Source organism: Candidimonas sp. SYP-B2681 (assembly GCF_003971065.1).
In the GTDB taxonomy this organism is placed as follows: Bacteria; Pseudomonadota; Gammaproteobacteria; order Burkholderiales; family Burkholderiaceae_B; genus Pollutimonas.
On sequence record NZ_RYDV01000002.1, the window covers coordinates 229,625 to 243,392 of the forward strand.

Genomic DNA, 13,768 nt, shown 5'->3' on the forward strand with positions numbered 1-13,768 from the left:
AATGGTAATTGCCCCGAATGACCTTTTCGGGAGCTATCCACGTCCCAAGGTGTCCTCCAAAAACTGCAAAAGCGCCTGCACGCGTGCTGAGCGCCCTTTACGCGTCGGCACGAGGAGCATCACAGGCGCATTATCAAATCGCCATTGCTCCAACACCCTTACTAACGTTCCTCGCGTGACCGATTCCGCTACGTCCCATTCGGAGCGCAATACCAAGCCCAAATCCTGCTCGGCCCAAAAACGGGCCGTGCTGCCATCGTTGGTTAAAAAAGCCGGCTCGATACGCAATGATTCCCGAGCGGCGGTGCGCTCATTCAGATCAGCGGACACCCGCCGAAAGGACCATAGCGTCATATCTTCGTCGTTTTCCCGAATACAGATGCAGTCGTGGGCAAGCAGGTCACGCGGGGTATGCGGCACGCCGCGAAGGCGCAGATAGGCAGGGCTGGCGCATAGCCAGCGTTCGTTGCGGGCCAGCGGACGAGCCACCCAAGAGGAATCGCGGACTGTCCCGATATGCACTACGACGTCGGCATCTTGTCGGTCAGGCCAGGGCGCTTCCCGCAGATCCAGTTGCAAGCAAAGACCAGGATGCAGCTTGCCAAAGCGAGCCATAAGGGGGGCGATGCGGTGCCGCCCGTAGCCAAAGGGCGCTACAACGCGCAGCGTGCCTGTCAGGCGTCTATCTTCGCGCTGGAAAGATTCCGGCAGCGCCTCTAGCTGCGCCAGAAGCACGGACCCCTCGCGGGCAAAACGTTCTCCTTCGGGTGTCAGGCTCAGGCGCCGCGCGGTACGCGTAGCAAGTGCCAGGCCAAGAGTCGCTTCCAATTTGCGCAGGCGCATAGATAGCGCTGACGGTGTCACATTCAGCGTACGCGCGGCCGCACTAAGCGACGGGGATTTCGCCAGGGCAACCGCCAGTTGCAGGTCTTCGATGCGGATCATTCAATTTAGCTTAATGATTGATGTGTTTTTATTGAATCACAGCTACAACTAAAGCGCCTACAGTCAGTGCAGGATACTGTTTTTCGACCCGCCCAATACTAATGGAGACTATTTTGCTCGCTCTGGCCACCCTGGACACCCCCGCCGCGCTGATCGACCTGCCCCGCATGCAGCACAATATAGAGCGCATGCAAAAGCGCATGGACGCGTTTGGCGTACGCTTCCGGCCACACGTGAAGACAAGCAAATGCGCCCCGGTGGCCTGCGCGCAGCTTGCTGCAGGTGCGCAAGGAATAACGGTGTCCACGCTTAAAGAAGCTTCGCAGTTCTATGCAGACGGCATTACCGATATCCTTTACGCGGTTGGAATGACGCCCGGCAAGTTGCCCCAAGTGCTGGCGTTGCGACGACGCGGCTGCAATCTGAAAATCATCACGGATAGCGTGGCTTCGGCAATGGCCATCGCGGCCTTCGGGAATGAGCAGGATGAAGTATTCGAAGTATGGATAGAAATCGATAGCGACGGCCATCGCTCTGGCATCAAACCCGACGATCCCGCGCTGCTCGAGGTAGGTCGTGCGCTGCACGGCAGCGGTATGGTGTTGGGCGGAGTCATGACGCATGCCGGGTCTAGTTACGACTTTGACACGCCGGAAGCGCTTTGTGCTGTGGCCGAACAAGAACGACTCGCTTGCGTCCATGCGGCCGAGCGGCTGCGTGCAGCTCACCTGCCATGCCCGGTAGTTAGCATAGGGTCTACACCCACCGCGCTTTCAGCCGAGCGGCTTGATGGCGTGACCGAGGTACGCGCTGGCGTCTATGTGTTTTTTGATCTGGTCATGCATAACGTGGGGGTTTGTACTGCAAACGATATTGCGCTAAGCGTACTGACAACCGTGATCGGTCACCAGGTCGAGAAGGGCTGGGCCATCGTCGACGCCGGCTGGATGGCCATGAGCCGTGACCGCGGTACACAAAATCAAAAGCGGGATTTTGGTTACGGCCAGGTTTGCAATCTACAGGGCGAAATCTTGCCGGGCTATTTGCTTAGCGGCGCCAATCAGGAGCATGGCATTCTATCCCGCGAGGGTACACCCGATCTGGACATCGCAACTCAGTTTCCGGTAGGCACGCAGCTTCGAATTTTGCCCAACCACGCCTGCGCCACCGGCGCACAGTTTCCTGAATATCACGCCGTTTCCGAAAACGGGGAAATATCAACCTGGGAGCGTATCCATGGCTGGTGACATGAAAACCGACGTGAAAAAGCTTGCTCCGGCAGGCATGGCGGCGCCTGGTGGTCACTATAGTCACGCAACAATAGCCAATGGTTTCGTGTTTGTCTCCGGATTGCTGCCCATCGCCCCGGACGGTAGCCGGCTAGTCGATGCCGCGTTCGACGTGCAGGTCACCCGAGTTTTGACGAATCTGGAAACCACACTGATCGCCGCGGGTAGCGGCATTGATCGCCTGGTTCAGGTACGCGTTTACATTGATTCGGTTGAAAACTGGCCCGAATTCAACACCCTTTACGCAAAGTGGGCAGGCGATGCACGCCCGGCACGCGCCGTGGTTCCGACAGGGCCATTGCACTTCGGCCTCAAAGTGGAAGTAGAGGCCGTAGCGCTTGTGGGCGAACAAATTTCATCAACACAACAATAAATTCGGTCAGTCTTGGCCACAACATAGCAGTCTTGGCACTGAGCAGTGAACAATGCCCGGACAAATTTCGGAGACAAAATGAAATTCGAACAATTAATTGCTAATCACATCTCGTCAGAATCTGGTCCAGTCAACAGTGAAAAAGCATGTTCTAGGCTTCACAACCAGCGTAAACCGCTCGGCGTGCTAAACCAAACTGGTAAGCTCATCCCGCTCTCTTTTAAAACAGCTGCCATATTCACCTTTGCTGCAGTCTGGGGTACTTCCTCGTTCGCACAGACAGCGCACGATGCGTGGCCTCAAAAACCAGTCACGGTCATTGTCGCCTCCGCCGCCGGTGGATCGGCCGACGTATTAAGCCGCATTGTGTTGGATCATTTGGCAAAAGCTACCAATGCCACATTTATTATCAATAATCGCCCCGGCGCTTCCGGCAATATTGGCATGACTCAGCTGAGCCGTTCTGCGCCGGACGGATATACGCTGGGCTATGGAAATATCAACACTTTGGCTGTTAACCCAGGTCTGTTCACGAAGCTCCCCTACGATCCGCAAGGGGACTTCATTCCTGTCGGTCAAATGTTCTCGACGTATAACGTACTGGTAGTTCGAGCCGATTCCCCCGTCAAGAATGTCGATGAGCTCATCGCACTAGCCAAAAAGAAGCCCGGCCAGCTGTCGTATGCTGCAGCAGGTATTGGCAGCAGCGGCCACATGGGCGGCGAATTATTCAAGAAGATGACGGGCGCCGATGTGCTGTTCATTCCTTATAACGGCGATCCGGCATCACTAACAGACTTGGCCGGCGGGCGGCTCGACTACACCTTCAGCAATATATCGGTGGCCTGGCCGTTAGTTCAAAGCGGAAAATTGCGTGCGTTGGCAATCACCAGTCGCGAGCGCATCCCCCAATATCCCAATTTGCCAACTCTGGACGAGCTGGGGTTAAAAGGCTACGAAAATGTGTCATGGGGTGGCCTGTTATTCCCGAAGGGGACGCCGCAGCCCATTGTTGACCAGCTTAGCACCGCACTAGAAAAAGTGATGAAGACAGAAAGCATCCGCACCGCTCTGGCCAATGCCAATGCATCACCAGCCACAGGCACACGCGACGACTTCGTGCGCTTTATATCCAGCGAGCAGAAAAAATGGGCTCAAGTCATTGAAACTGCGAACATCCCTAAACAGAACTGAGAATTCTGCGACTATGTCTAACTCCAGAATTGCAATCCTAGGCTTTGCCATCGAGTCGAACCGTTTTGCTCCCGTGGCCACACGGGCCGACTTCATCGGCCGCGCCTACTTGGGCGGGGAACAACTGCTGGCGGACGCCCGCAGTCCGGCGCCCGCCATAACGCCAGAGATCCCCGCCTTTATACGGCGCATGGATCACCATGGCGCATGGACGCCGGTGCCCATCCTTTTCGCCAACGCAGAATCGGGCGGGCCCGTCGATCATGCTTTCTTCGCAGAAACACTGGCCGAAATGGAGCGGGGCCTGCGTTCCGCCTTGCCTCTGGATGCCGTCTATATTTGCGAACATGGCGCGGCCATCACCACCGCGGAAGACGACCCAGACGGACTGGTCTTCGAGATGGTCAGATCGGTGGTGGGCCCGGCGGTGCCCATTGTCGCGACCGTCGACCTGCATGCAAATGTGTCCGATCGCATGGTTGACGCTGTAGACACGCTCATCTCATATCGCCGCAATCCGCATACCGATATGGCCGATCGCGGGGCAGACGCGGCCGACATACTCAGGGACCTCTTACAAGGTATGCTCGTCACCGTCGCTCATGTACGCATGCCTATTTGCGCGCCGCCGACTCAGTTGCTGACGGCGCCGGGGACAGGTCCCTATGCCGACATGATTCAAGCCGCCGAAGCACTGGTCGATCCGCGAATCGTCAATATTTCAGTTGTAGGTGGATTCGCTTACGGAGACACGCCTAAAAACGGCTTGACGGTCATTGTTTCGACCCGCAACGATGCCCAGTTTGCACGCCAGGTCGCGATTGACTTAAGTACTCCGGCCTGGCTGGGACGCGCCGCCTTCACACCTGAGCTGACGCCCCTGGAACAAGCCGTGGCATTGGCCAAGGCCGCAGGCGACAATCCGGCACTTCCCACTGTTCTATTGGCCGATGTGGCGGACAACCCAGGCGGCGGCGGACGAGGCAACACCCCCTTTATTCTGCAGGCGTTTTTGAAAGAGAATGTCAGAAACGCAACGCTGGGCGTGGTCACGGACCCGGAGCTAAGCGCCCAAGCTCACGCCCTTGGCGCCGGAGCTTCGTTTACCGCCCGGTTCAATCGTGCGGAAACAACTGTGTATTCCGAGGCATTCGATGCCACTGCTACCGTTCTTCAGCTGCACTCCGGCAAAGGCGTCGGACGCAGGGGACAACTAGGGGGTTGTAGCTTTAACCTGGGACCCTCCGCGCTGTTGCAAATAGATGGCCTGCAAGTGGTCGTGATAACCAATCGCCATCAATGTCACGAGCCAGCGTTCTTCGAAATGTTTGGGATCGACATTGGTTCGGTGCGGACCATCGTCGTGAAATCGCGCGGGCATTTCCGCGCGGCGTTCGATGAATTTTTTGATTCAGAACAAATAGTGAATGTGGACGCCCCTGGACTGACATCGCCGATTCTGTCCCGTTTCGATTTTAAGCGTCTGCCACGCCCCGTTGTTCCCCTTGATGACCTAGCAGAATGGACACCGCAGATCCGGCTGCTGTCCAAGCTGGTTCAAAAGGTCGCCGATTCCCAGGTCCAGGAGAAGACCGGGCTTTCTTGAACAGCATTGAGTGCACATATGCTCATAGGGCCGCCTCGCTTCGGACGGCCTGCTCCTATAGAAGACTCGGTCCCGGAATTAAGTATCCTTGCCCACTTTATCAATTATCCCGCCTTCGCACCCGACGCCTTGATCACAGGATCCCAACGCTGGATATCCGCCTTCAAGTGTTCACCCAGCGCCTTAGGCTCCAGCCGTGCGCCTTCGGGGATCACGACGCCCATATCATTTAATCGCTTGATGAGAGCGGGCTCCGCAAAAGCGCTACGTATACTCTTATTCAGCCGGTCAATTATGGCTTTGGGCGTATCTTTAGGCGCGTAGACGCCATGCCAGACCGCGAGTTCAAAATTGTCCAGCCCCTGCTCTTTAAAGGTAGGAACTTCAGGCATGATGCGAATGCGATCGGCCGTCGCCAGGGCGTAAGGCTTGAGCGAGCCCGCCCGGATGTGAGGGCCGGTGGCCACCGGTTGGTCGCATATAAGATCCACGTTGCCGGCTACAAGATCCTGCAAGGCTGGGCCGGTGCCACGGTAGGGCACCATCGTAGCTGTGACTTGAGCAGTTTGGGTAAACAGCAGCGCGCACAGGTGCGAGGTAGCGCCCACGCCAGCGTGCGATAAGTTGACCTTTCCGGGGTTTTCCTTCATGTGCTTGATTAAATCAGGCACGGTGGCAGGCGCGAAGTTTTTGTTGCGCACCAGGATCATGGGTACGTCACCTGTCAGTGCGATAGGCTCCAGGTCGCTGCGTGCATTAAAGCTTAAATTGTCATAGAGCGCCGGCGCGGTGGCGATGCCCGGCGCGTAGGGCACTACCATCACGGCCGGCTTATGGGTTTAGTCAGTTTGTACGTAACGGTACAGCTCCGTGTGATCCGCCTTAGGGCCTAGCGATTCAGAGGCTTCACTGGTCAGGGCGGCCACGTGTTTACCCAATTCCATGTTGACCTGCATCGCTTCCCCGAGCGCGGCGGCGATCCCTACGTCTTTAGCTTGTAAAGCCAGTGAGAAGCCCGAGTTGAAAGCGCCGTTCAGCATGTATTGCTTCGCTTTGTTCTCCGTCGTGTTGTTACGGCCGGTCGATGCCTGGATGACATCGACGATGGTGATGGGGTCTATGCCAAAGGCTTTGCCGGCATGAATCGCTTCTGCAGTGGCAATTAGCGCCGCTGCGGAAACGTAGTTGTTCAACGCCTTAAGCGCATGGCCGGACGCCACACGCCCCACATGGGTAATGTTCCAGCCCATGCTTTCTAACACGGGAAGGCACGCCTTCACATTGGCCTCTTCGCCGCCCACCATGATGGCCAGGCTTCCATCGACCGCCTTCTTGACGCCGCCGGACACGGGGGCGTCTATCAAAGCGGCACCCGTAGCGTTGACTTTGGCCGCTAGCTCACGAGTTTGCATGGGATCTGCCGAACTCATTTCGATGATGGTGGTGCCAGAACGCAGGTGGGGCAACAGAGGTCCAACCACCACATCCACAATGCTGGAACTTGGCAGCATGGTGATAATGAAGTCGTTACTGGCGATCTGCTCGTCCGAGCTGGCTGCGGTTGCACCGGCGTGCTCACTCAGGAATTGCGCGACTACCGCGGGATTCGCGTCCTTGACAGTGAGGCTGTGGCCGGCCTGATGTAGCAGATGAGCCATGGGGGCGCCCATCATGCCTAAGCCGATAAAAGCGATCTTGCTCATGTTCGGCCCCCCTGGTTAGATGTTCATTTCTTTGAATACTTCACTGGCCACACGGAAAGAGTCGATCGCCGCAGGCACGCCGCAATAGATTCCAGCCTGCAGGAAAACTTCCTTGATCTCGTCCTTGGTAAGACCGTTATTGATTGCGCCGCGGACGTGCAGCTTTAATTCATGGGGGCGGTTCAGCGCGGTGATCATCGCCAGGTTCAGGAAAGAACGCGTTTTACGGTCGAGGCCAGGCCGATTCCAGACGTCGCCCCAGCAGTACTGGGTGACCAATTCCTGCATATCAATATTGAAGTCCGTCGCGTTCTTGATGGAGGCGTCGACGTATTCGGTGCCGAGCACGGCGCGGCGTGTTTCCAGCCCTTGTTCGAAGAGTTCAGGGTTTTTTGGGGCGTATTCGCGTGTCATGCTAAGAATCCTTAAGAGTGAATATCTGTTTAGTGTTTGTTCGACGCAAGCGAAGCAGAGAAAATAATAGCGTATGATTGTCAGACAATCATACCTATGACTAACCCTTAGATGCGCTCGGGATACTGAAGCGCGGCGTACATAAATAAAAGAAACTTGCTGTTGGCGGCTTATTGTCAGACAATATTCCGCAATTGCAGCTACATTACGGAGGGCTCAATGGAGGGTGCAATGCGTGTATCGCGGGCCCAGACACTGCTTAAGGAGCGCGCAGCGGATTCCATGCGCGAAGCCATCATGAGCGGTGCTTTCGTGCCCGGACAGAAATTGATAGAGCGCGAATTGTGCGAGCAGCTTGATGTCAGCCGATCTTGCGTGCGCGAAGCGCTGCAACATCTGCAAAGCGAAGGCCTTATCAACATCATTCCGCACAAGGGGCCTGAGGTCGCCGCCATTTCTAAAGAAGAGGTGGTGCAGATTTATGCCGTCCGACAAAAACTGGAGGGGCTGGTGGGCGCAAGCTTTTGCACCAACGCCACCCCCGAAGAAAAGGCCAGCCTCAGAAGTAAGGTTAAGCAGCTTTCCGACTATGTGGATCAGCCCGAACATCCGGGGCTTCTTCGGCTGAAGAACGAGTTTTACGCGATCTTGGTGGAAGGCGCCCATAACGAATTCGCCGGGGCGATGTTGCGACAGCTGAACAATCGAGTAACGATTCTTCGTCGTATTTCAATGGCGCAGGCCGGACGTTTGCATGAGACCATAAAAGAGCTCGAGGCCATCGTAGCCGCTATTGACGCAGGCGAACCCGAGGCGGTAGAGAAGCTGTGCGAGCTTCATGTGCAAAAGTCCGCGCAAAATTTGCTCCGCACTATATAAGTAAGATGCGGCGGCGCCTTATGGCTTAGGTGGAATCAAATACGTAGCCGTGCCAACATCAAAGACAGCGAGCTCGCTTTCGATATGACGGCATAAAGCCTGGAGTGGTTAGCCAAGGGCTTAGATCTGGCCGCTCAGGCTCCGATGATCGCGCTGGCAACCGTCCAGGCTTTAGCCGTTTAGGCAGCAGCAGGCACAACGAAGTTGCTGTTGTTCAGCTCGCCTGTGTAGCCGACTAACTGGATCAATCCATCACCCGTTTCGAGCTCGCCTGTACCGTTCTGTACAAAAACGAAGGTGTCATCTTCATGCTGGAAGGTTGTCCAGCTATCCACCTCGATACTGGCGGCGGCGGTTTGCAGCTTGACCAGAAGGCTGGCAGCGGCGTCCATGGTGATATCGACTTGTTCACCTTTAAGAACCGGACCGGTAAGCTCGCGAGGATCTGCGCCGTCGGCATGTTCGCCAAAGGCCAGTGTGTCGCCCGTGTTGAAGTCCCTTACATTGATGACGCCGGCACGAATGCCCGCTTCACTGCTGACATCCGCCAGGTTGGACACTTCCTCTGTAAACTGAATCCAGTTGTCGCCTTTTTGTGCCTCGATCGTCACTCCCAGGCTGCCTGTCAGGTAGAGCGCATTGTTTCCAGCGCCCAAATCGATCTGTCGGCCGGTACTAACGCCGGAATCGATCACTCCATCATCAGAATCGACACGCAGGCTGATGCTGTCATCGCCATCACCCAGAGTGACAGACCAGCCGGGTAGGTTCGATGCACCGGCGTCAATCACGATGTCAGCATCGACGCTGGTGGTCAACGTGGCGGTGTTAAACGTGGAAGACCCCTCTGAATCGATCGTAATGGTACCGAGTTTCAGCGTCCCGCCGCCCTCTACAATCACTTCGTCCACGAACTGACCTATCGGGAAACTTGTCCCCAAGTCAATCGCGCCCTCTGTCATGATAAGGTCGACGACCAGATTCTTCATAACCTGGCTTACCACCGTCAGATCAATAACGCTGTTGGTGAAGGCGTCGTTTAGCGACATGTTATGCGGCAGAGCTGCGTCGGATATGTCAAAAACGAAGCTCAGTGTTTCGCCATTCAGGCTGGCGCCGGTCACGTCTATGCCGCGTTTTGCCATATATTCGATTAGCGGTGCCGCAGCATGTTGGATGTCTTTCAGTGTCAGCTCGCCGGTTTCGCCCGCGCCGTCGCGCAAACGCAGCAAGTCCGAAGGAGTGATGGAAAATTCTTGCCCATTGGGACTGGTCAATAACAACTCGCCTGTCAGATTAAGCGTGAGTTTGTCGCCCTGACGACGCGCCAAAGCCTCTCCGTCGCCAGACCATTGCACAGGGATGTTGCCAAAGGCTGTCACAAAGGTTGCTGTACCACTGGCATCGGTCAATTCGGCCGCGAATAAGTTTGGGTTCTTGTTGATGGGGCCGTTACCGTTGCCCCAACCATTACCGTTTCCTAGACCGTTTCCGTTTCCATTGCCGTTTCCGTTTCCTAGACCGTTACCGTTACCGTTCCCGTTTCCGTTTCCGTTCCCATTTCCATTTCCATTGCCAGGCCCGTTTCCCTGATCATTTTTATTGTGGTTATTCGAGCGTTGAGAGGCGCCGAATGCCTTGCCCGCTCCGTTCTTGGAGATGTCAACGACGTCGCCAAATGCAGCGGCGTGAGCAGATGAGTTGCTGAATACTGATGCCATAATTACCTCATAAAGAGTCGGGACAGATAAGTAACGCGCGGATGCCGCGCGGACTGGTACCAGGCCGGATCCTAACAATGAGCAATCGGGGCAATATGACCCTTTGTATCCTTTGCGCCGTCTTCTGGTGCAAATGTAAATAATCTAGCACGGCTATTCCGACGCGATTTGCGCACAATGGCTATTTATCCTAGGCAGTTGGGTTGTAGGAGTTCGGCCGAATCTTCGCCTAGCTCAGAAACGTCCGGTTGCAATTAAGGCTTCCGCATGAACGGCCGCGGGACCGCGACTTCAGTGAAAATAAGTCAGTACGCTATGCTCAAGACAAACGGCCGGCACGTCTCTGCTGACACAGCATGAGAAGGGCGCGCACTTAATTGTAGAACCTCGCCTAAAGGTGATCATTTTGCGACTCGACGATACTGGCATCGCACCCGTTACCTTCATCGGTTCCGCCGTCATTGCGCTAGGCCTTATTGTCTACGCTTCAATATGGCCGCAATCGGCCGCTGCTATTTTTTCTGGCGCTAACGCCTGGATCATTGCTGAAGCAGGCTGGTTTTATATGCTTTCCGTTGGGATCTTCGTGATCTTCCTGCTGGGCCTGGCGATGAGCTCCTTGGGCAAGGTGAAACTGGGGCCTGACGACTCTGTACCCGATTACAAATATGGCACCTGGGTCGCCATGCTATTTAGCGCGGGCATGGGCATCGGGATCGTGTTCTATGGTGTAGCAGAACCCATCATGCATTTTGCACAGCCTCCCGACGCGGTGCCCCGGTCGGCGCAGGCGGCACGCGACGCTATGGGCATCACCTTCTTTCATTGGGGCGTGCACGCATGGGCGATCTATGCGGTGTTAGGGCTTTCTCTGGCTTATTTCGGATACAGGCGCAATCAGCCCCTGGCTATCCGGTCCGCTTTTCATCCGATCGTAGGCGATCGCATCCATGGCCCCTTGGGTGACTGTATCGATATCTTCGCGGTGGTCGGCACCTTGGCTGGGCTCGCAACCTCTTTAGGACTGGGCGTTTCGCAATTGAACGCCAGCATGAATTATCTGTTCGATATGCCGCAAAATGTTCTGACGCAGCTCGTACTTATCGCGGTCGTTACTGCGCTTGCCACCATAACGGTCGCTACGGGGCTGGACAACGGTATCCGGCGCCTAAGTGAGCTGATCATTATCGTGTCGGGCATATTGATGTTGCTTATTGTGATCCTTGGTCCGACCCGATTTCTGCTTGGAGCCCTGGTCGAAAATATAGGCATCTATATACACACCTTTGTCGCCCGCACTTTTCATGTCTATGCCTACGAGCCAACCAAATGGGTCGGGGACTGGACCATCTTCTATTGGGGCTGGTGGATATCGTGGTCGCCATTTGTCGGCATGTTCATAGCAAGAATATCGCGCGGCAGAACAATCCGTCAGTTCTTGTTAGGGGTTCTTTTCGCTCCGGCTGGCTTCAGTTTTATCTGGTTTACTATTTTTGGTGACCTGGCCATCTGGCTCGACGTGCACGTGGCGAACGGACAGATCGCGCAGACCGTTGCAGGCAATATGCCGATCGCCTTGTTCACGGTCTTCGATTTCATGCCTTGGTCGCGGTTGCTTGCCTGGATCACGGGCTTGCTGGTTGCCGTCTATTTTGTGACGGCATCCGACGCTGGGGCGCTGGTGGTTTCGATGATTACATCCAAGGGGGACGAAGAGCCTCCGTTGTGGCTGCGTGTTTTCTGGGCACTTGCCTGCGGAGCCATCGCCGGTTGCCTTCTACTGGCCGGGGGCCTCGAGGCCTTACAAGCCGCAGCCGTTATCGCTGCCTTCCCGTTTTGTATTCTCATGCTGATCATGTGTTACGGCATCTTGAAGGGACTGCGCGACGAAATCACCATACAGGAAAGCAGGACCCTGCCGACAGCGCCGTTGATGACCTCACAAGGGGGCCTGTCGTTAAGGCAGCGCCTCAATCATATCGTCAGCCATCCGACCAAGACGCGAGCTAATAACTACATTGCCAAGGAAGTGATCGCGGCCTTTGATTTGGTGGCATCGGAACTGCAGAAACGGGGCATTGCTGCAGAGGTGGTGCGCCTTGACGATGGCGCGCAACTTATTGTCCACCATGGCGACGAAGCCGAAGACTTCACCTATGCAGTGCGGATGATCAGCCAGCCCATACCCGCGTTTGCCCTTTCCGATGCAGCGCGGGGCGAAGGGGAAAAGAAGCGCTTTTATCGGGCAGAGGTTTTTCTTAATAAGGGCGGGCGCGGTTACGATATTTATGGATATAACAGCGATCAGGTGGCGGCTGACGTCATCAATCATTATGATCGTTTCCGCCATTACCTTTATGTGTTGGATCCGGATACGACTATGTGACTATTTGCCATTGAGCCGACTCAAAGTCAGATCTAGAGTAGGTGACTTCCCCTAGGTAAATATTTTTTTCATGATCTTAATTTCGATGTAAATTGACCTGCATCCAAGCTAGGGTGGTGGCCCCCCGGTCCAAAGACTCACTGACCACGGCGGCGTTGTAAACCGAATGGGTCATGCCATGACCGACCTGGGGTGACAAGATGGATCTCGAGGAACAAAGCGGATGATCAAACCTGTATTGGTAATTCATGGTGGCGCTGGCGCCATCCCTCGCACGGAAACGACGCCAGAGGTCCGCCAGCAATACGAAGACGCATTACGCCAGATTTTGAACGAGGCGGGCGCAATTTTGGCCATTGGCGGCTCGGCCCTGGATGCCGTGACCGAAGCGGTGCGCTTGCTCGAAGAATGCCCTTTGTTTAACGCGGGATATGGCGCCGTATTCACCAGTGCCGGCAAGCATGAATTGGATGCATCGATCATGAACGGCAAGACGCTGCAAAGCGGCGCTATCGCCAACGTGACAACCGTGCGTAACCCGATTCTGGCCGCCCGCGCGGTGATGGAGCGCAGTTCTCACGTATTCCTTGTAGGAACCGGCGCCGATGACTTCGCGCGTGAGCAGGGCCTGGAGTGCGTTGATCCCGCCTTCTTCTCGACGACGGCGCGCCGCGAGCAACTGGACCGCGTCCAGCGCACTCTGGGCGGTGGAATGGTACTTGATCACGATGCACAGTCTTTGTCGGCCGCGCCTCTGGACGAAGACAAAAAGCTCGGCACGGTGGGCGCGGTCGCACTGGATAGTCACGGTAACTTGGCCGCGGCCACTTCCACGGGCGGTATGACTAACAAACAGCCTGGTCGCGTAGGCGACGCACCGATGATAGGCGCGGGTTGTTATGCAAACAATCGCAGCTGCGCGGTGTCAACCACCGGGACGGGCGAAATGTTCATACGGATGGTCGCCGCCTACGACGTATCGGCCCAGATGGAGTACGCAGGTCGAACGTTGGAAGAGGCAACCCATTCGGTGGTTTATGACAAGTTGCCCACCATAGCCGGGGCCGGCGGCTTGATCGCCGTCGATGCCGAAGGCAACATAAGCCTGCCGTTTAACACCGAAGGCATGTATCGCGGCTATATCAAAGTAGGGGAGCAGCCTTTTGTCGCCATTCACGACAAGCCAGAAGAAGCGTTGTTAAGTCAGGACGGATAATGGCATTGCAAAGCCCTATTCACGGAAGTGCAGATCCGAGCT

General features: G+C 55.8%; 12 protein-coding genes. 7 read left to right on the plus strand and 5 right to left on the minus strand.

Translation table 11 applies throughout. The features are described 5' to 3' along the window. Positions 1-33 precede the first annotated feature (33 nt). Positions 34-945: a LysR family transcriptional regulator gene (locus EKL30_RS05720; RefSeq protein WP_126706237.1), complete on the minus strand. Its 912-nt coding sequence runs from the start codon at positions 943-945 to the stop codon at positions 34-36. Positions 946-1,046: 101 nt separating this feature from the next. Between EKL30_RS05720 and EKL30_RS05725 the strand changes: the two genes are divergently transcribed. From EKL30_RS05725 to EKL30_RS05740, 4 genes are all read left to right on the plus strand, one after another. Then, the gene (locus EKL30_RS05725) at positions 1,047-2,192 is read left to right on the plus strand and encodes a DSD1 family PLP-dependent enzyme (RefSeq protein ID WP_126706238.1); all 1,146 of its coding nucleotides are present in this window, start codon (positions 1,047-1,049) and stop codon (positions 2,190-2,192) included. After that, entirely contained in the window at positions 2,182-2,607 is a 426-nt protein-coding gene (locus EKL30_RS05730; RefSeq protein ID WP_126706239.1) for a RidA family protein, read from the plus strand. Before EKL30_RS05725 ends, EKL30_RS05730 begins: the two co-directional genes overlap by 11 nt. 78 nt (positions 2,608-2,685) lie before the next feature. Then, entirely contained in the window at positions 2,686-3,801 is a 1,116-nt protein-coding gene (locus EKL30_RS05735) for a tripartite tricarboxylate transporter substrate binding protein (protein ID WP_126706240.1), read from the plus strand. Between the two features lie 13 nt (positions 3,802-3,814). After that, positions 3,815-5,407, plus strand: coding sequence for a M81 family metallopeptidase (locus tag EKL30_RS05740; protein WP_126706241.1), 1,593 nt, complete (start codon positions 3,815-3,817; stop codon positions 5,405-5,407). A gap of 104 nt (positions 5,408-5,511) precedes the next feature. Here EKL30_RS05740 and EKL30_RS05745 read toward each other — a convergent pair whose 3' ends face one another. The 3 genes from EKL30_RS05745 to EKL30_RS05755 are packed head-to-tail and all read right to left on the minus strand — an operon-like array spanning position 5,512 to position 7,524. After that, the gene (locus tag EKL30_RS05745) at positions 5,512-6,228 is read right to left on the minus strand and encodes a tripartite tricarboxylate transporter substrate-binding protein (RefSeq protein WP_126706242.1); all 717 of its coding nucleotides are present in this window, start codon (positions 6,226-6,228) and stop codon (positions 5,512-5,514) included. A gap of 18 nt (positions 6,229-6,246) precedes the next feature. Then, entirely contained in the window at positions 6,247-7,110 is an 864-nt protein-coding gene (locus EKL30_RS05750) for an NAD(P)-dependent oxidoreductase (protein ID WP_126706243.1), read from the minus strand. A gap of 15 nt (positions 7,111-7,125) precedes the next feature. Then, entirely contained in the window at positions 7,126-7,524 is a 399-nt protein-coding gene (locus tag EKL30_RS05755; protein ID WP_126706244.1) for a carboxymuconolactone decarboxylase family protein, read from the minus strand. 231 nt (positions 7,525-7,755) lie between these two features. On the opposite strand from EKL30_RS05755, the gene EKL30_RS05760 reads away from it, so the two are divergent. Continuing rightward, a complete protein-coding gene (locus EKL30_RS05760; RefSeq protein ID WP_370246224.1) occupies positions 7,756-8,403 on the plus strand; it encodes a GntR family transcriptional regulator in 648 nt (215 codons plus the stop codon). Between the two features lie 179 nt (positions 8,404-8,582). Here EKL30_RS05760 and EKL30_RS05765 read toward each other — a convergent pair whose 3' ends face one another. Beyond that, the gene (locus tag EKL30_RS05765; protein WP_126706246.1) at positions 8,583-10,124 is read right to left on the minus strand and encodes a hypothetical protein; all 1,542 of its coding nucleotides are present in this window, start codon (positions 10,122-10,124) and stop codon (positions 8,583-8,585) included. Between the two features lie 406 nt (positions 10,125-10,530). Between EKL30_RS05765 and EKL30_RS05770 the strand changes: the two genes are divergently transcribed. Then, positions 10,531-12,510, plus strand: a complete 1,980-nt coding sequence (locus EKL30_RS05770; RefSeq protein WP_199748493.1) for a BCCT family transporter — start codon at positions 10,531-10,533, stop codon at positions 12,508-12,510. Positions 12,511-12,733: 223 nt separating this feature from the next. Further along, on the plus strand, positions 12,734-13,726 hold the full coding sequence (locus EKL30_RS05775) for an isoaspartyl peptidase/L-asparaginase family protein (RefSeq protein ID WP_126706247.1): 993 nt from the start codon (positions 12,734-12,736) through the stop codon (positions 13,724-13,726). Positions 13,727-13,768: the final 42 nt, after the last annotated feature.

What these genes read in the sequence shown, in the direction of transcription:
- EKL30_RS05720 (WP_126706237.1), bottom strand. Translation starts at nt 945, where the DNA reads ATGATCCGCATCGAAGACCTGCAACTGGCGGTTGCCCTGGCGAAATCC.
- EKL30_RS05725 (WP_126706238.1), top strand. Translation starts at nt 1,047, where the DNA reads ATGGAGACTATTTTGCTCGCTCTGGCCACCCTGGACACCCCCGCCGCG.
- EKL30_RS05730 (WP_126706239.1), top strand. Translation starts at nt 2,182, where the DNA reads ATGGCTGGTGACATGAAAACCGACGTGAAAAAGCTTGCTCCGGCAGGC.
- EKL30_RS05735 (WP_126706240.1), top strand. Translation starts at nt 2,686, where the DNA reads ATGAAATTCGAACAATTAATTGCTAATCACATCTCGTCAGAATCTGGT.
- EKL30_RS05740 (WP_126706241.1), top strand. Translation starts at nt 3,815, where the DNA reads ATGTCTAACTCCAGAATTGCAATCCTAGGCTTTGCCATCGAGTCGAAC.
- EKL30_RS05745 (WP_126706242.1), bottom strand. Translation starts at nt 6,228, where the DNA reads ATGGTAGTGCCCTACGCGCCGGGCATCGCCACCGCGCCGGCGCTCTAT.
- EKL30_RS05750 (WP_126706243.1), bottom strand. Translation starts at nt 7,110, where the DNA reads ATGAGCAAGATCGCTTTTATCGGCTTAGGCATGATGGGCGCCCCCATG.
- EKL30_RS05755 (WP_126706244.1), bottom strand. Translation starts at nt 7,524, where the DNA reads ATGACACGCGAATACGCCCCAAAAAACCCTGAACTCTTCGAACAAGGG.
- EKL30_RS05760 (WP_370246224.1), top strand. Translation starts at nt 7,756, where the DNA reads ATGCGTGTATCGCGGGCCCAGACACTGCTTAAGGAGCGCGCAGCGGAT.
- EKL30_RS05765 (WP_126706246.1), bottom strand. Translation starts at nt 10,124, where the DNA reads ATGGCATCAGTATTCAGCAACTCATCTGCTCACGCCGCTGCATTTGGC.
- EKL30_RS05775 (WP_126706247.1), top strand. Translation starts at nt 12,734, where the DNA reads ATGATCAAACCTGTATTGGTAATTCATGGTGGCGCTGGCGCCATCCCT.